This is a genomic window from Desulfocucumis palustris (assembly GCF_002933875.1).
GTDB classification, from domain to species: Bacteria; Bacillota; Desulfotomaculia; order Desulfotomaculales; family Desulfocucumaceae; genus Desulfocucumis; species Desulfocucumis palustris.
On record NZ_BFAV01000182.1, the window covers coordinates 17,096 to 35,508 of the forward strand.

Consider the following 18,413-nt stretch of genomic DNA (forward strand, 5'->3'; position numbering starts at 1 on the left):
GGTTGGCCATAGGCTTAAAAATGAGTATCCGGAGGGGGAGAAAAACTCCTCCTCCGGGTCTATAAACCAGCATACTTTGATATCAGATAACATCGTGAACGCAGAAACCTTTGCAGGCTCCGCCGCCGGCCACCGAATCCAGGGACTCGTCGGTCAGTTCCTCGGGATTCACCGGCAGTACCAGGTATAATACCCTGGCCGACTCTTCCACGACTTTGATCTCAATTTTTTCGGGGACGCTGATGCCCAATTGGGAAAGAGCCTTATGGGGCTTTTCCGTCAGGTCCTTTTTGAAGTTTTCGTCTTTCCACGCTTTTGTTATTGCCGCTTTTTCAATTTCTTCGCGGGTCAGCACTCTTCCGTTAGCCAATTCTTTTCACCTCCTTTTTGCCATAGTGGTAAATGCAGGTGCTTCATACATAAGGCGAAGCACTACATCACAGCCTAAAAATAGACATTTAAAGGTTTACACAGCCGGAAACTTGTAAATAGGTGCAGAGACTGGTTTTTAGCTCTACCGTTGGCAAGGCTCAATATCCAAAGTTTTTGTCAGGGTCGTACCGTGAACACGTAGCACCCGGTGGGATGACGCCGCCGGCCACCGAATCCAGGGACTCGTCGGTCAGCTCCTCGGGATTCACCGGCAGTACCAGGTATAACACCCTGGCCGACTCTTCCAGGACCTTTTTGCATGACTATCTCATTTATACGAGTTCCAGTGTCTCTCGGTCTGCACGGCAAAGGGCTTAAGGCGCCGCTGGGTAAACCTTATCAGCGGAGGGTTGGCATAATTGTCGGAATGTAATACCATGTGCGTCCCGAAGGGTATCCGCTCCCGTACCTGGGCCTTTAAGGCCTCGGCCAGCAGCTGGACGCCCCGTCCTGTTGATTGCAGGTCCTCCCTGACAAAGAGTATGTCGTAGTAAAGAGTGTCCGACGCCGTCAGCCGCGTAATCACCCAGCCAACTATCTCCTCCCGGCGGCACAGCCAGAAACTTATAGAGGAGTGAGGAGATAGGGGCTGTTCCTTGAAGGGGGATACAAAACCCGGATACCATTTATTCTCCGGAGCTTTCAGAGCTTCCAGTTTGGCCGGTGCAATAGCGGGCCAGGGTACGATGGCGTAGTCCGGGGGCAAGTGGTATTTACGCAGCCAGCCCTCTTTAGCCAGGGCGAAGACGTCAATTTTATTGATTTCCCTGTCCAACTGCGGCTCGCTCCAGCCGCAGCGGCCGAGAATTTTTTTCATAGCCGGCGACCAGCTGTGGTCTTCAATAAAGGAAAGCTCCAGCCTTGCACAGCCCCTTTCCCTAAGCCTCTCCCCGGCATAGCCGAGCAGTTCTCCGCCGTAGCCCAGGCCTCTGAAGCGCGGCGTCACAAACAGTGAATGTATTTTGCCGGTTTGGCCGCCTTCCATTACCCCGGCCAGCACCAGCCCGGCCGGCTCGCCAAAGCAGGAGACCGCCCCGGCCACTGTTGAAGCCCCGTTTTGTTCCCGCAATAAATCACGGAAGCGGGGGAAAGTGAACTTCTCATACAGGTTTACATTGGACTGGTCAACATTTTGCACTTGGTACATCTTCCTGCTCCCTGCCTGATGGTTTTTTAGTTAAGGCTGGATTTGCCTGTCCGGTAATTTATGTTCGCCTGTTAATACGTCCCGGCGGAGCTTTCATTACAGTAATTTTAAAAAAATTTACCAATACCGTCAGGGTGTCCCGTTAACCACATACCTGCGGCCAACGCTGTTTAAGGCCTGCCGCAGAAAGGAAGGAGCCTGGGGCGAGGCCAGTGCCTCCAGGGTCAGGCGGGACAGCGCCGCCAGCACCAACGTCCTGTTGGCCCGGTTTTCCCTGTCGAACATCTCCAGGTTTTCGGCCGCTCTTTTCACCAGGGCCTGTAATATCCTGAAAGCCCCGTCCGATAGAGGAGGGTCGCCCCGGTAATTCTGGAGCCTGCCGCCCTCCCGGTAATGGGGGAAATTCTCCAGGCCCACAAAGCGCAGAAACCAGGAGGCCTTAAAGTGCCCGGCCGCCGCCGCTATGCCCATGTAGTCGGCCAGCAGCTCGTCCGTCACATTGGCCCGCATGGAGGAAAAAAGCCTGCCGGTGACATAGTGGGCGCACTCGTGCTCCCGGCGGATGACCAGCGAGGCCTCCCGCCACTCCTCCTCCGCCAGCCCCATATCCCGGGCCGGCGCCGCGCTGTAGGGGCCGTCGCTCAAAATTATGAAACGGTCCTGGTAAAGTTCCCTTTGCGGTATAATACGCTTAAATTCTTCACTCCAGCTTTCTTCCGGGCCGGCCGGCCGCCACCGATTTTTATAGCTAAAAATCCTGTCCCAGTTGTTGTAGCCGGTCACCATAACGGCCCCCATGGATTCCGGCACCCGCGCCGGCTCGTTTTTTGCTGTCAGCGCCCTGACCAGCGCCACAAAGTCCTCCCTGGACCCGGTTAAAATTATGGGGATCCGCCCGGCCGGAGTCCGGTGCATGGAAAGCTCCAGCCTGTCGGGTTTTTCCAATACCAGCCCGGTGGCCCCGGGCATCCCTTCGGCCGTTCCCAGCCTCAAGGTGGCCGTCCGGTAGGAGTCGCTCCGGCTGATGCCCTGCCGGATCGGAAAGGAAAACTGGACAAGCCGGTTCCTTAAAACCTGCCAGGCTCCCTTTCCACCCGCCTCGGCGGCGTAGCCCTCCCAGGCGGCCGCAAAGGGCTCGTCGGGCAGGGGCAGGGCCAGGAGTCCCGGCCCCTCAGGCTGCACAAAGACATTCTTATTGTATAGGAGCAGCTCTTCGATCTGCGGCGCCGTTGCCCCAAAGGAACTCAGCACGCCGGACCGGTATTCCGCCCCATGGCCTGAAGAATTCATGTTTTTCTCCCCGCCGGGTCCCGGCCCTCACTCCTCCGGAGGGCGGTCCCGGTGTTGATTTATTCCCCCGGCCACCCTGTCCAGCTCGCCGTCGTCCAGCTCGCCGTCGTCCAGCTCGTCGTCGTCCAGCTCGCCGTCGTCCAGCTCGTCGTCGTCCAGCCCGGAGTCCTCTCTACCGGTCTCCGCCCCTTTATTTCCGCCCAGCTTTTCCAGCAGCCGCCGGCGAAGGCCGCCGGCCGTCCCGCATTCGCCGGTCAAATCCAGGACTGCCAGCTCCCTGGCCAGTTCAATGGCCTCCGCGTAGTCCTCCCGGGCGCCTTCCGGAGGAGTTATCCCGGCCCTGCCGTCCTTTAAAATTTTGTCAATATCCTCGCTAAAGCGCCTGGCCAGTTCCAGCTCATTCATGGAAAACACCCGCCCCTCCGGCTGAAAGATGGGACCTGAGGCTTTTTAAGGCCCTGAAGATAATAACGGCTACATTGCCGGCCGTCAGGCCGGTCATTTCGGCAATGGCGTTATTGGCCAGGCCGGCCGCAAATTTAAGTCCGATAATATCCCGCTCCCGGTCGCTGAGCCTGGCTACCGCCTGCAGCAGTTCCTGCCGGGTTTCCTTTTCAATCAGCTGGTTGGCCGGTCCGTTTACCGTGCAGGCCAGTTCACCCGCCAGGTCCAGGGAGACGTCCCGGCGCCGGCCCTGCCGGCGCCTGTGGTCAGTAAGCGTATTGCGGGCAATGGCGAAGATCCAGCTGTCCAGGCCCGCCCGCTCCGGGTTATAGCTGTCCATATTGGCCAGCGCCTTTTCAAACACCGTGCTGGTGAGGTCCTCGGCCTCGTCCCGGTCGCCGGTGCGGTAGCGCATGTATTTATAAACGCGGTGCATGTATTGATCAAAAACTTCGGCGAAGACCGCCGGGTCCCGGGGCGCCGGTCCGGCTGCCGGTTCCACTCTGCCCATAAGTGTTCCTCCTGTATATACGCATGGGGACACTGTTCATTACATTAACAGTTCAGGCCAGCTGCCTTCTGGCCAGGTCGGCGAACAGGCCGCCCTTGTCCATCAATTCCTGATAGGTGCCGCTTTCGGCCACCTTGCCCTTATCCAGCACTATAATCCTGTCGCAATTCATAATTGTGCTCAGCCGGTGGGCGATAACTATCCGGGTGGCCTGCAGCCGGTCCAGGCTCTGGCTCACCACGGCCTGGGTGCGGTTATCCAGGGCGCTGGTGGCCTCGTCAAAGTATATTATCCTGGGCCGGTTGACAATGGCCCGGGCGATTAAAAGCCTCTGCCTCTGGCCTCCCGAAAAGGTGCCCGCCCCCTCGCTGATCACCGTGTGCATGCCCATGGGCATGTCCTCTATATCCCGGTCCAGCCCGGCCATCCTGGCCGCTTCCCAGGCGTCTTCCAGGGTCAGGTGAATATTGGCGCCCACAATGTTGGTAAAAATGTCTCCCGGCATGAGCTGTCCGTTCTGCAGCACCACGCCCAGCTGCCGGCGCACCGACCGGATGTCCACCCTGTCCAGGGGCCGGCCGTTGTATAGCACCTGGCCCGACCCGGGCTTTTCAAAGCCCAGCAGAATGCGGAAGAGGGTAGACTTGCCGCTGCCCGAGGACCCCACGATGCCCACGTACTCCCCCGGCCGCACCTGCAGGGAGACGTCGTCCAGCACCAGCGGGGACTCTTTTTTATAGCGGAAAGAAACGTGGCTTACCTCAATGGAACCCGTCAATTCGCCCGGGTCCGCGCCGGCATCGTCATATTCCGGCATTGCCTGTAAAATGGGCTTGACCCTTTCATAAAGGGGGATAACCAGGTTAATCGACAGCAGTGACTCCAATAACGCCAGCATAGAGAGCAAAAAACTGTTCATGGCGGCGTTAAAGGCCACAAATTTGCCCGCTCCCATTGAATTGCCAGCTATTTTGACCATGGCGTAGAAGATAACCATGCTGGACAGCAGCGGGAAAAAAGACTTAAAGGTAGCCAGGTGGTTGGTCAGGGTCCTGCTCTTATAGGTGGTTTGCCTTAGCCCGGTAAACTCTCCCGACCATAAATAAAAGGCCCTTTTTTCAGCGCCGGAAACCCGCAGCTTGGTCACGCCGCCGACTATCTGCAAAATCAGTCCGGTAATTTTATTGTTCCTGTCCACTATTTGTCTCTGGTAGCCCATCTGCCTGAACTGAAGAAACAGCGTCACGGCCAGGGCCACGGCTATAAGGGCTGTGGCCACTCCCGCCAGCCGCAGATTGTAATAAAACAGCAGGCCAAAATTTAATAAGGAGAAGAGGCTGGAAATAATGGTGGTAATCACCACTCCGGTCAACAGTTCCCGTATCTGGCTGATGCCCATGGCCCTCATGGCCAGTTCACCGGAGGTATACTCCTTGAAAAAGGGGGCCGGCAGGCTTAATAGCCTGTCCCATAAGGCGGACTCCACCGTCCCCTCCATTCTCCCTTCCAGCCGCAGCATGGCCAGGGAGCGGGTCAGCTGAAACAGCAGCCCGGCCAGGGCGCCGGCGGCCAGGAAAAGGGCCACCTGCAGCAGTTGCGCCTTTTCTCCTCCCGGTATAACGGTATCAAAAATAATCCCCGTGGCTATGGGGATGGCCATGCCCAGGAGGCCGCCCAGCATCCCCATCAGCGCCACCATGGCCAGGTCCCGCTTCCAGCAGCTCTCCAGGCCAAAGATCAAAATATCGCGCAGGCCCAGCTCCCTCCCGGGGAAGGGCCGGTAAAAGGCAACGGCAAAGGGTTTTATCCGGGCGGCCGTTTGGTCGTCCACCGGAACAACTGTTTTACCTGCCGGATCGTGCATTCTGTACTGCGCCGGAGACAGGGGCAGCAGGGCCACCGGGCGGTTGTCCTCCTCCAGGTAGGCCAGCAGGGGGCCGTTGTCCTGTTTATGCCACTTCCCCTTTAAGGCCAGCCGGCGCAGGCGGATACGGGAGGCCAGGGCGATGGCGCCCAGCGGGTCCTTCTCAAAAGCCCCCCGGCCGGCCCGGGGCGAAGGGACAATATCAATTTTCATGGCCCTGCCCACCAGCCGGCAGGCCGCCAGCAGGGGGTCCTCCCCGGTCTCCTCCCGGACCTCTTCCCGGCAGTCCGGATCGGTGACCGAAAGCATTCCCCTGAGCGCCTTTTCAAAAAAGAGCAGGTTGTTTTTTTCCTTTTTCCCCAGGCGAATATTTTCGGCCTCTTTTTGTCTGGTCAGCCGGTCGGCTATGGCCCCCAGGGCCAGGCTGTGAAACTGCCCCAGTGGTATAAAGTCGCCTCCAAAGGCGGCCTGGCGAACCCATATTACTTCTTCCGGGCCGGGAATAATTTTAATTTCCGGCGGACCGGCCTCCGTCCCGCCGGCCAGGTCACCGGCCCAGCCGGCAAGCCGGCGGGCAATCTCGTCGGCCCCGGCGGGCTGCCCCGCCAGCCGGTTAAAAACCGCCAGGTCCACCTGCAGCAGCCGGGTGCCGGGCAGTCCCGACGCCAGCAGGCTGTACACCGGGCCTTCACCCGCGGGCGTTGCGCCAAACAGCAGACCCCCTGCCTGCACCTCAAATAAAAAACTCCTGGCGCCCCATTTTTCACCGTCGTATAGCCGGACCGAAAAGACGGTGGCCTTGCCCTGCAAAACCACCCATACGCTGTTGGGATCGGTGATTAAAAGAGGGCGGTTGCCCTCCAGAGCAATGACGGTCCCATATTTTATGAATAAGTTCTCCAGCATTGCAGTCACATGCATTTCCTCTTTCCCGACAACAAAAGTCATCCAACCGGTAACTGGGAGAGAGCGTTACCCGGCCTTGATCAACTCCGCGTATAATCCGTCTATATCCTTCAGCTGGTCATGGGTGCCCCGCTGGACAATTTTCCCTCTCTCCAGCACCACAATCTCATCACAGTCCCTGATGGTGCTCAGCCGGTGGGCCACTATCAGGCAGGTGCAGCCGCGCCGGCGTATTCCCTCGTCCACCAGCTTTTCGGTAAGAGGGTCCAGGGCGCTGGTGGCCTCGTCCAGAATAAGCAGGGAAGGGTTGCCGGTTAAAGCCCTGGCGATCTCCAGCCGCTGCCTCTGCCCGCCGCTGAAATTGCTGCCGCCCTCGTCCAGCAGGTGGTCGTAGCCGCCCGCCTTGGCGGTGATGTCGTCGTGAATGCAGGCGTCCTTGGCCGCCCGGACGATATCAAATTCAGACACCGTATTGTCCCAGAGGGTGAGATTATCCCGGATGGTCCCCTGAAACAGGGATATATCCTGGTCCACCAGCCCCAGGGAATTGTTTATAACCGCCCGGGGTGTAATCTCCCACGGCTTTCCGTCAAACAATATTTCCCCGGACCACGGCCGGTATATTCCGGAAACCAGTTTGGCCACCGTGGACTTGCCGCTGCCCGACCCCCCCACCAGGGCCACCCGGGCGCCGGGGGCCAGCTTGAGGCTGAAATCCTCTATCAGCGGGGGCTCCAGGCGGCTGTAGCCAAAGGTTAAATTCTTAAGCTCCAGATAGCCTTCCAGTTTGCGGAGCTCCAGGCCGCTGCCGTCAGGTTGGTCCTCCCGCATGCGGGCGTCCGCCGGGTAGCGCATCACGTCGTCCAGGCGGTTCATGTCCCCTTCCATTTCCTGCAGCTGGCTGCCCAGGGACACCAGCCCGTTAACCGGCTCCAGGAAACTGCTCATCAGGCTCTGGAAGGCCACCAGCATGCCTATGGTCATTTCCCCCCTGAAAATGAGAAAACCGCCCAGGACAAGCACCACCGCGTTGACAAGCATGGTCAGAAAGGACGGTATGGCCGATAAATACTGGGTGGTAACGCCCATCTCCTGTTCGGAATTTAATACCTTGGCCTGGTAGCCGGACCATTTGGCAAAAAAATCCGACTCCGACCCGGTGGCCTTAAGAGTCTCAATAAGCTGCAGGCCGGACATGGAGGCGCCTTTAAGCTTGCCCACATCCTGCAAAAGCCGGTAATTTAAATCCACCCGGAGGCGGGAAACGTATCTCAGGTACAGCAGGTTGGCGGCGGCGGCCAGCACCCCCACCAGCGCCAGCAAAAGGCTGTACTGGGCCATCAGGGCCAGGTAAAAAATAATCATTATAAAGTTCAGCGCATTGGCGGCCAGCTGGCCGGAAAGCAGCCCGGCCACCCGGTCGTTGCTCTGCACCCGCAGGCTTACGTCTCCGGCATGGCGCTGGGTAAAAAATTCCGCCGGCAGGCGGAGCACGTGCCATAGAAATTGAGCCGAGGTGCTTAGGGCTATCTTGGTCTCCAGCCTCAAAAGGTAATACTTCTGCAGCCTGGTCAGTACGCCTCGCAGGACCGCCGTGAGGAACATGCCCGTCAGCAGGGGTGCCAGCCAGTTCCCCTTGCCCCCCAGCAATATGTCGTCCACAAATATTTTGGAAAAGACAGGGATAACCAGTCCCGGTATGACCAGCGCCAGCCCCAGCAGTATGACATAGGCCAGGGCCCTCTCCGACCCCTTGAGCCGCCTCCATAAAGCCACCGCTATACTGGGTTTGCCCCCGTTTTTTTCAAAACCGGGCCCCACCTCAAAGGCCAGCACAATGCCGGTGAAGGACTGGTCGAACTCCTCTTCGGAAACGGTCCTGGGGCCGCATACCGGGTCGTTCAAAAGGGCGTTGCCCCGGTTAAAGCCTTCCAATACCAGGAAATGGTTGAAATTCCAGTGGATGATCACCGGCAGCTCCATTTCCTTCAGTGCCCCCGGCTCCTTGCGGTAGCCCTTGGCCTCCAGCCCGTACCGCCTGGCCGCCTTTAAAATATTGCTGGCCTTGCTGCCGTCACGGGTGACCCCGCAGGCCACCCTCATTTCCTCCAGGGGCACGTATTTGCCATGATAGGCCAGTATCATGGCCAGAGCGGCCGCCCCGCACTCCACCGCCTCCATTTGCAGCACGGTGGGAACCTTTACTCTTTTAGTCCGCTTTTCCCTCACCCCGCCGACCCCCGTTGCCGATTAACTAATAAATGGAAAGGGCTCTCCTAAGGGTTGGTATGACCATCCCTATGGGGCGCTCTTTACTTATGGTCACAAAACCCTGGCAAAGCGTGCCGCTGTTTATTTTTTGCGGCGGACCGCCGGCCGAGGTCCATTTAAACCCGCTTACACTGGATTCGTCCGTGATAATGTCCACATGGACCTCCAGGGACGTCCCCTCCCCGGACAGCCTGGTCACCAGCCCCTCATTGCCCAGGGTGTGCATCATGTCCTGGGCGGCCGCCGGATATTCCGACACCGAGGTGACCCTGCCCAGTATGTAGCCGTACTCTTCCTTCTTTACCGTGCTGGGGGAAACAAGCGCCTCCATGCCGGGCAGTATCCTTTTCCCCTCCTCCGCCGGGACGTACAGCACCACTTCCTGCTTTATCGTGCTGCCCTCGCGCTCAAGGCTGAAAAGGCTGGTCCCGGGCTGCACGACGGCGCCCTTGTCCGCCCTTACCTCCACCACCCGGCCGTCCACCTGGGCCAACAGCTCGGAAGATTTAATCAGCTCATCCTGCAATCTTTTGATTCTGTCCCCGGTTTCAGCCATTTTGGTCACCTTGGTGGTGTCAAACTGCTCCTCCAGCATGCGCAGCGAAAGCTGGGCCTGCTCCAGTTTTTCCCTGTAATTGATAATGGTTTCCTCCCAGTCGCCGGCCACCAGCTTATTCAGGCCAGCCTGGGCCGACTGCACCGCCAGGTGCTGCAAATCATAGTCCCTGCGGGCGTTATCGAAGTCGTTTTGCGAAACTGCACCCGCCTGGTAAAGGGCGGTCATTTTGTCCAGGTAGCTTTTCTTGACCTGCTCGCTGATACGGGCCTGCTCCAGGCTTATCTCGGCCATCTGGACATCATGGGACTGGCCCGAAATGGCGTTTTTATAGTCGGCCTCGGCGTTGGCCAGGGCTGCCCCGGCCTCGGTAATTTTCTGGGTCAGCCCGAACAGGTCGGCCAGATCCGAACCTATATTCCTGTCGTCGCCCTCGTTTATACCGTCCTTTTCAAGCCTCTGCAGCTGCGCCAGCGTTTTTTTCAAATCGTTGATCTGCTCGGCCAGCTGGGGCTGGTCGAGCCTGGCCACCACTTGGCCTTTTTTTACATGGTCGCCCACCGTCACCCTGATATCGGTAATCTGGCCGGAGCTGCTGTTGACCACGTTGTATATCCCGTTGCTGTTGGCGATCACTCCCTGCCCGCTCACCTTGGTGGGGATGCTCCCGAAAACGCTCCACAGCACCGTAGCCCCCAGGATGCAGGCGATGGCCAACAAGGCGAACCAGGCCCTGGGAGCGGTCACCGAGATCATCTGGTCCAGCTGCTCGGGGGACGAGAGCTTGTCCAGCGCCGCCTTGCGGAACAGACCCTGTGTCATGTGTCAAGCCACCTCTTTAGTTATTTAACCGCTGCGGCAGTCAGTTGATATAATCGAATTGCCCGTTGCGGAGCACTTTTTTTACAACCAGGTCGCCTATATCGTCGCCGTTTTCCTTAAAGGTATGAAAGCCGGCCACCCCCGGCCTGTCCTTGAAGGACCGCAGCTTTTGCGCCACTGCGCCGGGATCGGCCGATCCCGCCTCCTTGACGGCTCCGGCCAGCAGGTAAAGGGCGTCATAGCCCTGGGCGGCGTAGGAGGTCGGCATTTTACCGTATTTTTTGTTAAAATTGCCTACGAAGTTTTGCACTTCCGCCCGGGGAGACCGGGGATTGAAAATAGTGCCCACCACAGTCCCCTCGGCCGCCTGGCCGGCCACCTCCCAGAGTTCCGGCGTATCCATGGCGTCGCCGGCCAGAAAGGGCACCGCTATGCCGGCCTGCGTCACATCGGCGATAAACTGGGCCCCGTCGGGCATGTAGTGGGCCACAAAAATGCCGTCGAAGTCCAGCGCCTTCCATTTTGCGCTAAGCCTGTTTAAATCCCTGGCGTCGGCATAATAGGAAAAGCGGTCGGCAATTTCAATACCAGCTTCTTTGGCGTGATCCTCGAAGGAATTGGCCAGACCAATACCGTAGGAGTCGTCGCAGTAGTATATCACCATGCGCCGGTGTCCCTCTTTGGCGGCATATAGGGCCAGTTGCCTGGCAATTTCGTCATCACTGGGAATATTTCTGAAGATGTACCGGTAGCCCTTTTGGGTAAGGGCGGGAGAGGTTGCTGCGGGTGAAAGCATCACAATGCCCGCGCTCTCGTATATATTGGCCGTGGCAACCGAAATAAAGGAGACGCTGTGGCCAATCACAGCCGTGAGGTTGGGGGTTCTGGCAAAGGACTGGGCGACATTCATGCCGCCGGTGACTGTTTCCTGGTCGTCCTTTTCGAGCAGGCGAACCTGCCGGCCGTTTATGCCGCCTGCAGCGTTGATCTCGGCGGCAGCCAGCTCGACTCCCTCTTTAAAAAGGTCGTTTTCCACCGAGAAGGGCCAGGCCACGCCGATTAAAATATCCCTCTTGCTGTTCATGCAGCCTGCCAGCAGGGTAAAAAGCAATAGGCTCAAGGCTCCCGCCACCAACAGGCCTCTGCTCAGCCTGGCCCTGTATTGATTCCACATGGCGACATTTCCTCCGTGCATATATGACCCAAAATTACCGTCACAACAGTTCTGTCCGGGAAAAAAGCTCCTGGTCCTGTATTTAAACAGCCGCAGCGTTAATATATAATTTGTCGATAAATTGGGTGACTACAGTCATTATAGATTTTATTGTTTTATTTTGTCAATATGAGGTGTAATATATGGAACCGAAAAAACAAAATTCCAAAAAACTACAGGCCCTTAAAACCAAAAGAAAAATTTTTGAAAGCGCTGAAAAATTGATAAGAATACACGGGCTGGACAACCTCAGCGTGGATGCCATTGTCGAAGAGGCCGGAAGCGGCGGACTTGTTCCACGTAAACGGCGAGACGCGAGGCGGTCACGGCGTTATTGTACTGCCATGTGGTGCGGGCAAGACGATTGTGGGTATGGCGGTGATGGAAAAACTGCAAACCGAAACGACGAAGATGGAAGATAAAGCCATGTTTAGCGGTTTTGATTACGATAAAATGCTGGAAGAACAAAAGCAGTACCAGGCGGAAGTAAAGGAGCGCTGGGGCAACAGCGACGCCTATAAAATATCGAAGGAAAGAACCAAAAAATATACGAAAGAGGACTGGGAACGAATAAACAAAATTCAAATGAATAACCTCAAAGAGTTATGCCGCTTATACAACGCCAACGTTCCGCATGATGATGCCGGGGTACAGGCGGTGGTGGAAAAATCGCATAAATTCATCCAGGATACCTTTTATCCCTGCACCCTGGAAATGTTTAGCGCTTTGGGAAACATGTATGTTACCGACGGGCGGTTCACTGTTTATTACGAAAAGTTTGCTCCCGGACTTGCCGCCTATTATAATGAAGCAATTCAGCATTTTTGCAAAGGATCGTCTTTGGTGGATAACGGGTGCCAAAAAGACTAAGGTAAAGCGCCGGCATTCTCCCCACCCGCAAAATCAGACGGGGGTAAGGGCCGCCCCTGCTGGAACGGACATAATAAAGCCGGATCGACAATGGATCCGGCTTTATTATGCGGTTTGCCTCGGTTTTTACAACTTTATGATTAAAACGAATTTTTATAGCAAATATAGTCAATGGATTTCAGGAATAAACAACCGGTATTCAAGTGAAAATACTGAATTATAAGCTTCATATCCGTTCCCTTTTTAAAAAATACCTCCATATCGGCATTTCCATACCCACGGGGAATACTCCAGGATTAAAGCCAGGCTGTATGGCCGGAGGATTATTCCCAGCTTCTGCAAAACCAATCTGCCGCAGGGTTAAGGAGGATATCCTTATGAATTCATATGTGCTTGATTTCCGGGAGATCGATAAAACAAAGCTTATGGTTGTCGGGGGCAAGGGCTTAAACCTGGGGGAACTATCAAGGATTGAGGGAATACCGGTACCCGGGGGCTTTTGTGTCACCACCCGGGCATATCAGGAAACCGTCGGGCGTAACGGGGAGCTTAACGCATTGCTGGATCAGCTGTCGGCTCTAAAGGTGGATGACAGGGAAAAAATCGCTGAAATCAGCCAAAAAATCCGCGGGGTCATTGAAGGGCTGGAGATGTCCGGGGAGATAGAAGAGGAGATCCTGCGGCATCTCTCAAGGCTTGGGGAGGAGAACGCCTATGCCGTGCGTTCCAGCGCCACGGCGGAGGATCTGCCGCTGGCTTCCTTTGCGGGCCAGCAGGATACGTATTTGAACATTAAAGGAAAGGATGCGATTCTGCGGCATGTGGGCAAGTGCTGGGCTTCGCTGTTTACGGACCGGGCGGTGATCTACCGTATGCGGAACGGATTCGATCACCTTAAGGTTTATCTGTCCGTGGTCATCCAGCGGATGGTTTTCCCGCATGCTTCGGGGATCATGTTTACGGCGGACCCCGTCACATCCAACAGGAAGGTGCTGTCCATTGACGCAAGCTTTGGGCTCGGCGAGGCCCTGGTCTCCGGTCTGGTGAATGCCGACAGCTATAAAGTCCGGGAGGGAAGAATCCTTGATAAAAAGATATCCGCCAAAAAAGTAGCTGTCTATGCATTGGAGGAAGGCGGCACGGAGGAGCGGGAGATGGAGCCCTGGCGGCAGAATATGCAGACGCTGACGGATGAGCAGATTTTGCAGCTTGAGCGACTGGGAAGGAAGATTGAGGCGTATTTTGGCTGTCCCCAGGACATAGAATGGTGCATCAGCCGGGAACCTTCCTCCGGCACCGGAGCCGGTCAGCCGGAGGAGTTGCTTTCCCTGGCATTTTTTGTGGTTCAGAGCCGTCCCATCACCACTTTATACCCCTTACCGGAAGTGAAGGATGGGAAAAAACATGTGTTTATGTCCATAGGCCACGGGCAGATGATGACCGAGGACATCAAGCCGCTGGGCATGTCCTTCTTTCAGTTTATGTCGGATTATCCCATGTACAGGGCCGGCGGAAGGCTGTTTATCGATATAGCATACGACCTCGCCTCGCCGATAGGAAGAAAGGTTCTGGTCAATAGTATGATCAAGTCGGACCTTTTAATGAAGAGCGCCATGTCCGGTCTAATTGAACGGAAGGGCTTTATTCGAACGCTGCCCCGGGGCAAGAGGTCCGTAACATTGTCAAAAATGCTGCTGCCCTTTGTAATACAAGGGATCAAGATTTACCGGAGAAACGATGTTGCCGTCATTCAAAACCTGATCGCCCGCAATGAGGCCCTGGTAGGCGATATGCAGCAAGGAATCGCAAAGGTATCGGGAGATGCGCTGTTTGAATTTATTTTACAGGATAAAGATGAATTAAAAGAAGTCCTGTTTGATTCCGCCAGCATGGGAGCGATAATGGCCGGGATGTACGCGTCGGATTGGATAAATAAAAAAATGGAAAAATGGCTGGGTGAAAAAAACGCCGCCGACATCCTTTCCAAGTCCGTGCCCAACAACATTACATCGGAAATGGGTCTTGAACTTCTGGATGTATCGGATGTGGTCCGGCAATACCCGGCGGTGATTGAATATTTTCATCATGCCGCCGATGAAACCTTTTTTGAGGACCTGGCCGAACTGGAGGGCGGTGGTGCTGTGAGCCGCTCCCTGCGGGCGTATCTTGAAAAACACGGCATGCATTGTTCCGGCGAGATCGACATCACCAAGCCCCGCTGGAGCGAAAAGCCCACCACGCTGATTCCCGTGATTTTAAGCAACATTAAAAATTTTGAGCCCAATGCCCATAGCATCAAATTTGAGCAGGGACGGCTGGAGGCGGAGAGGAAGGAGCGGGATCTCTTAAGCCGCCTGGAGCAATTGCCCGGCGGCAGGCAAAAGGCAAAAAAGACAAAGAAAATGATCAGCGTTTTACGCAATTTTACCGGCTACCGGGAATTCCCCAAATATTCCCTGATAAAACGTTACCGGATTTATAAGAATGTCCTGCTGCGGGAGGCCGCGGTGCTGGTGCAAAAGGGCCTTATAAAGCAAAAGGAGGATATTTATTATCTGTTTTTTGAGGAACTCAGGGAGGCCGTTCGCACAGGGCAGCTGGATTACAGCATTGTAACCCGGAGAAAAGAGGAGTACGCGGTCTATGAAAGGCTGACGCCGCCCCGGGTGATGACCTCCGAGGGTGAGGTCATATTTGGCGAATACAACGCCGGCAGCATTCCCCGGGGCGCTTTGGCGGGCATGCCAGTTTCATCCGGCGTCATCGAGGGCCGGGCCCGGGTTGTTTTAAAAATGGCGGACGCCGACATTGAGGATGGCGATATTTTGGTCACCACATTCACTGACCCCAGTTGGACGCCGCTGTTTGTATCCGTCAAAGGCCTGGTGACGGAGGTGGGCGGGCTTATGACCCATGGCGCCGTCATCACGCGTGAATACGGTCTTCCGGCGGTTGTGGGGGTGGAAAACGCCACCAAGCTGATAAAGGACGGGCAGAGGATCTGTGTGAATGGAACCGATGGATATGTAGAAATGCTGCAAAATTAGATAAGGGAACATTTTATTGGAAAGCCGTTAGGCAAGAATTATCAAGGAATCCGGCTTGCGGTGCCTGTTTGCGGGAATGGGCAAAGGTATGATTCGGTGAATGCAAATCAAAAAAGGCCTGGAAATTGTAATCTCCGACTTGGAGCTGGAGAAAAATGCAAAGTTGAATATTAAAGGCGCCTGCAGTGTTTTTGAACTAAACTATTGCTTAAGTGGTGATAAGAGGGCCTTTGCTGCGTCTATTGCATTGGTGACATTCCTTCCCGGAATTATAAGCAACACAGAAGGTATGTTCCCATGCCCTGGAAGGAACCACGGAAACCGGCAATATACTGATATTCCAACATATTTAATTGAAGCGGGAACCACTATCTATATTTCCTGCTTCCCCGTGCTATCCAGCCCCTTATTCTTTCTTTCCGGATTTCCGCTATGATATAATTTTAAACACAGATGCACCCGTCCTTAAAATTACCCCATAAATTTCCTCGGCCTAGGTTTTGAAACCAGCTTTTCCAGGATATCCCGGCGCACATCTTCAGAGTCCCTCTCCAGCGGGCTGCCGAAGTCCCCGCCGCCGGCGGTTTTAAATATTAAGGAAAAGAAAAATGGAGTAGAACAAATGCAGCTCAACACGCATGCGTTACTGTGCCGGAATTTGAGTGCGGGATACTCGTCATGTGCCGACACGGTAAAAAATATAGAATTCCATGTCGACAGCGGTGAAATTGTCGGCATAATCGGAAATAACGGGGCCGGCAAGAGCACTATTATCAAAGCAATATTGGGGTTAACACCTAGTATATCCGGCAACGTCCATATTTGCAGTTATTCCATGGAAAATCAAGCCAGGCAGGCCAAAAAACATACCGGCTATATTCCCGAAGTTCCCCTGGTCTATTCCGAATTGACACTGCGGGAACACCTTATGATGATAGCAGCCATGTATGGTATGGATGGGACGGCGTATGAAAATTCCGCCAGGGAACTGCTCCGGTCGTTTCATTTAGAGGGGAAGATCGATTATTTCCCCTCGGAATTTTCCAAAGGCATGCAGCAAAAGGTGATGATCATCTGCGCCATGCTGCACAGACCTTCGCTGTACATAATCGACGAACCCTTTGTAGGTCTTGACCCTCTGGCAACCAGGACTTTTACCGGGTTTCTTTTTGAGGAAAGATCCCGAGGTGCCGGCATTCTTATGAGCACCCATATACTGGACTCGGCAGAAAAAATATGTGATCGCTTTATAATAATGAGCGGTGGAAGAATGATTGCCCAGGGAACAATGAGCCAACTCTGTGAAAATTTCGGTCATTTCGAGTCATTGTTGGATCTTTACATTCATGTTTCCGGATTGGAATAAAGATGAAAAAACAATTGACTTCTTACGTTTTGTGGAAAAGAAGAATACTATTTGATTGGAAACTATACTGGAATGAATGGAAAAGCGTGGCTGATCCAGCCACGCTGATATACATAATCATTCCTTATATGCTATTTGCAGTATATATGTACAAATCGCTGCTGGAAAGCCTGCCAATCTGGATCGCTCTGTTTTCGGTGTCCATGCCTCAGGTCTTGCTGTTGGTTCGTCCGTTGCTTATATTCTATAATACCCGCCTGGTGGCTGCCGATCTGATCTTTCTGGGGGCAGGGCCTTGGAACGCCAGGAGTTTTGTCTATTATTCAATGGTACTGCAATGGTTCCGGGAATCTATGGCCAACCTTTTTATGATGCTCGTGTTGTACCCTTTTTTATTGCATCTGCTTTCTTTTAGCATAAAAGAGGCTATTTTTCTGGCTGCTTTACTGTCAATATGGCAAATAACATGGCTCAACCTTACATTTGTGTTGAGAAATAAAAATGAGTATCTATATTTGGCTATAAAATGGGCGGCCAGGATTCTGGTTCTGATTCCGGCGGCATATGGGCCATTGCGGCTTCAGGCCTGCCTGCGTATAGATATGGTGTGGGTTTTGTCCATGTTTGTTCTTGTCCTATCTCTGGTACTTGTGTATGTGCAAAATCGGTGGGACTGGCACATGCTGGTGGAGGAATCAGATAAGAATAGAATGTCTATTATTTCCTCACTGATACCCCGGGAAAAAAGAAGAAAATATGTAAAGAAGCCTGTTCTTCCCATAATGACCAGGAGGTGGACAGATGGTTTTAGCCCTGAAAAAATCAGCATGGAACTTTTTGTAAAAATATTTCTGCGCAGAAAAAACGATATGAAAATAAATATTGTGATGCTAATCGCCGGAAGTCTTCTGATATGCTCCGCCGGACCTCTTCCGTCCCGGATGCTGTTTTACATTTTCACGATATTCCTACTGCACCAATTTTTTAAAAACAGCCAGAAAGACATTGACCAGCGGCTTTGGCACAGGCTCGCGCCCATTGGACAGGCGTGGAAAAAAGGGCAGAAAGGGGCGATTTACCTGCTTGTTTCCATCTCAGCCGCCCTGCTTTTAATTCCTTTGTTAATATAACCACTCTGTGCCGGTGGGGCAGGGACATTTTTTAACTCACCGGTTCAGTGAATTTCTTTTTTCCGCAGTGGCGGAGGTATCTATTTCCAGGGTGCCGTCCTTAAAAATTACCCCGTAAATTTCCTCGGCCCGGCGTTTTGAAACCAGCTCTTCCAGAACATCCCGGCGCACATCTTCAGGGTCCCTCTCCAGCGGGCGGCCTTCAGTGCCCCTTCCACCGCTTCCGCCCCGCTGTTGCTGAAAAAGACCATGCTCAAATCCCCGGTTTGGGCTACATGGACGATTTGCTCCTGGTTCCGTTTGGGACCGAATTTATATTAAAGCTGATTCCCGGGCCGGTTGTGTTTGGAGGCAAGGCAAAAAGCCATGCATTTAGGACAAAGGAAAAAAATTGGGGCAACCGCTCTGATAGTTCTGGTGGTTATTTTATTGGTACTGGCCTTTGCCCACAGGTTTGTTAAAATAGGGTGATAATTTACAGGCTCTCAAGGGGCGTTACAGCATGTGCTCCGCAACTGAATTATCCGTTTTTTTACGGTTTATC

At 54.3% G+C, this 18,413-nt stretch carries 15 protein-coding genes and 1 pseudogene; 5 read left to right on the forward strand and 11 right to left on the reverse strand.

What is annotated here, in order from left to right; genetic code table 11:
* Positions 1-82: 82 nt before the first annotated feature.
* The 10 genes and pseudogenes from DCCM_RS18110 to DCCM_RS18155 all read right to left on the reverse strand — a co-directional run bounded on the left by DCCM_RS18110 (position 83) and on the right by DCCM_RS18155 (position 11,417).
* On the reverse strand, positions 83-370 hold the full coding sequence (locus DCCM_RS18110) for an NHLP leader peptide family RiPP precursor (protein WP_104373794.1): 288 nt from the start codon (positions 368-370) through the stop codon (positions 83-85).
* Positions 371-530: 160 nt separating this feature from the next.
* Positions 531-686, reverse strand: a pseudogene (locus DCCM_RS18115) (NHLP leader peptide family RiPP precursor); the annotation flags it as partial.
* A gap of 14 nt (positions 687-700) precedes the next feature.
* Positions 701-1,579: a GNAT family N-acetyltransferase gene (locus DCCM_RS18120; RefSeq protein ID WP_104373795.1), complete on the reverse strand. Its 879-nt coding sequence runs from the start codon at positions 1,577-1,579 to the stop codon at positions 701-703.
* Positions 1,580-1,708: 129 nt separating this feature from the next.
* Positions 1,709-2,869 carry a DUF7005 family protein gene (locus DCCM_RS18125; protein ID WP_165792243.1) on the reverse strand — a complete coding sequence of 387 codons (1,161 nt, stop codon included), beginning with the start codon at positions 2,867-2,869 and terminating at the stop codon, positions 1,709-1,711.
* 27 nt (positions 2,870-2,896) lie between these two features.
* A complete protein-coding gene (locus DCCM_RS18875; protein WP_174705182.1) occupies positions 2,897-3,274 on the reverse strand; it encodes a hypothetical protein in 378 nt (125 codons plus the stop codon).
* Complete coding sequence (locus tag DCCM_RS18135; RefSeq protein WP_104373796.1) at positions 3,267-3,824, reverse strand: sigma-70 family RNA polymerase sigma factor; 558 nt, start codon at positions 3,822-3,824, stop codon at positions 3,267-3,269. The genes DCCM_RS18875 and DCCM_RS18135 overlap by 8 nt, the downstream gene beginning before the upstream one ends.
* 52 nt (positions 3,825-3,876) lie before the next feature.
* Entirely contained in the window at positions 3,877-6,594 is a 2,718-nt protein-coding gene (locus DCCM_RS18140) for an NHLP bacteriocin export ABC transporter permease/ATPase subunit (RefSeq protein ID WP_104373806.1), read from the reverse strand.
* Between the two features lie 66 nt (positions 6,595-6,660).
* Positions 6,661-8,775 (reverse strand): NHLP family bacteriocin export ABC transporter peptidase/permease/ATPase subunit, encoded by a 2,115-nt coding sequence (locus DCCM_RS18145; RefSeq protein WP_104373807.1) that lies wholly within the window; start codon positions 8,773-8,775, stop codon positions 6,661-6,663.
* A 73-nt stretch (positions 8,776-8,848) separates the two neighbouring features.
* Entirely contained in the window at positions 8,849-10,243 is a 1,395-nt protein-coding gene (locus tag DCCM_RS18150) for an NHLP bacteriocin system secretion protein (protein WP_104373797.1), read from the reverse strand.
* Between the two features lie 40 nt (positions 10,244-10,283).
* Complete coding sequence (locus DCCM_RS18155; protein ID WP_104373798.1) at positions 10,284-11,417, reverse strand: ABC transporter substrate-binding protein; 1,134 nt, start codon at positions 11,415-11,417, stop codon at positions 10,284-10,286.
* Positions 11,418-11,720: 303 nt separating this feature from the next.
* Here DCCM_RS18155 and DCCM_RS18160 point away from each other — a divergent pair, with 303 nt between their 5' ends.
* The 5 genes from DCCM_RS18160 (at position 11,721) to DCCM_RS18180 (ending at position 17,869) form a co-directional block, all read left to right on the forward strand.
* Positions 11,721-12,326 (forward strand): TipAS antibiotic-recognition domain-containing protein, encoded by a 606-nt coding sequence (locus DCCM_RS18160; RefSeq protein ID WP_165792244.1) that lies wholly within the window; start codon positions 11,721-11,723, stop codon positions 12,324-12,326.
* Positions 12,327-12,703: 377 nt separating this feature from the next.
* Complete coding sequence (gene ppsA, locus DCCM_RS18165) at positions 12,704-15,373, forward strand: phosphoenolpyruvate synthase (protein WP_104373800.1); 2,670 nt, start codon at positions 12,704-12,706, stop codon at positions 15,371-15,373.
* 100 nt (positions 15,374-15,473) lie between these two features.
* Positions 15,474-15,809, forward strand: coding sequence for a hypothetical protein (locus DCCM_RS18170; RefSeq protein WP_104373801.1), 336 nt, complete (start codon positions 15,474-15,476; stop codon positions 15,807-15,809).
* Between the two features lie 186 nt (positions 15,810-15,995).
* A complete protein-coding gene (locus DCCM_RS18175; RefSeq protein WP_104373802.1) occupies positions 15,996-16,739 on the forward strand; it encodes an ABC transporter ATP-binding protein in 744 nt (247 codons plus the stop codon).
* A gap of 2 nt (positions 16,740-16,741) precedes the next feature.
* The gene (locus tag DCCM_RS18180; RefSeq protein WP_104373803.1) at positions 16,742-17,869 is read left to right on the forward strand and encodes an ABC transporter permease; all 1,128 of its coding nucleotides are present in this window, start codon (positions 16,742-16,744) and stop codon (positions 17,867-17,869) included.
* 36 nt (positions 17,870-17,905) lie between these two features.
* On the opposite strand, the gene DCCM_RS19565 is transcribed toward DCCM_RS18180, so the two are convergent.
* The gene (locus DCCM_RS19565; protein WP_269433770.1) at positions 17,906-18,040 is read right to left on the reverse strand and encodes a hypothetical protein; all 135 of its coding nucleotides are present in this window, start codon (positions 18,038-18,040) and stop codon (positions 17,906-17,908) included.
* Between the last annotated feature and the right edge of the window lie 373 nt (positions 18,041-18,413).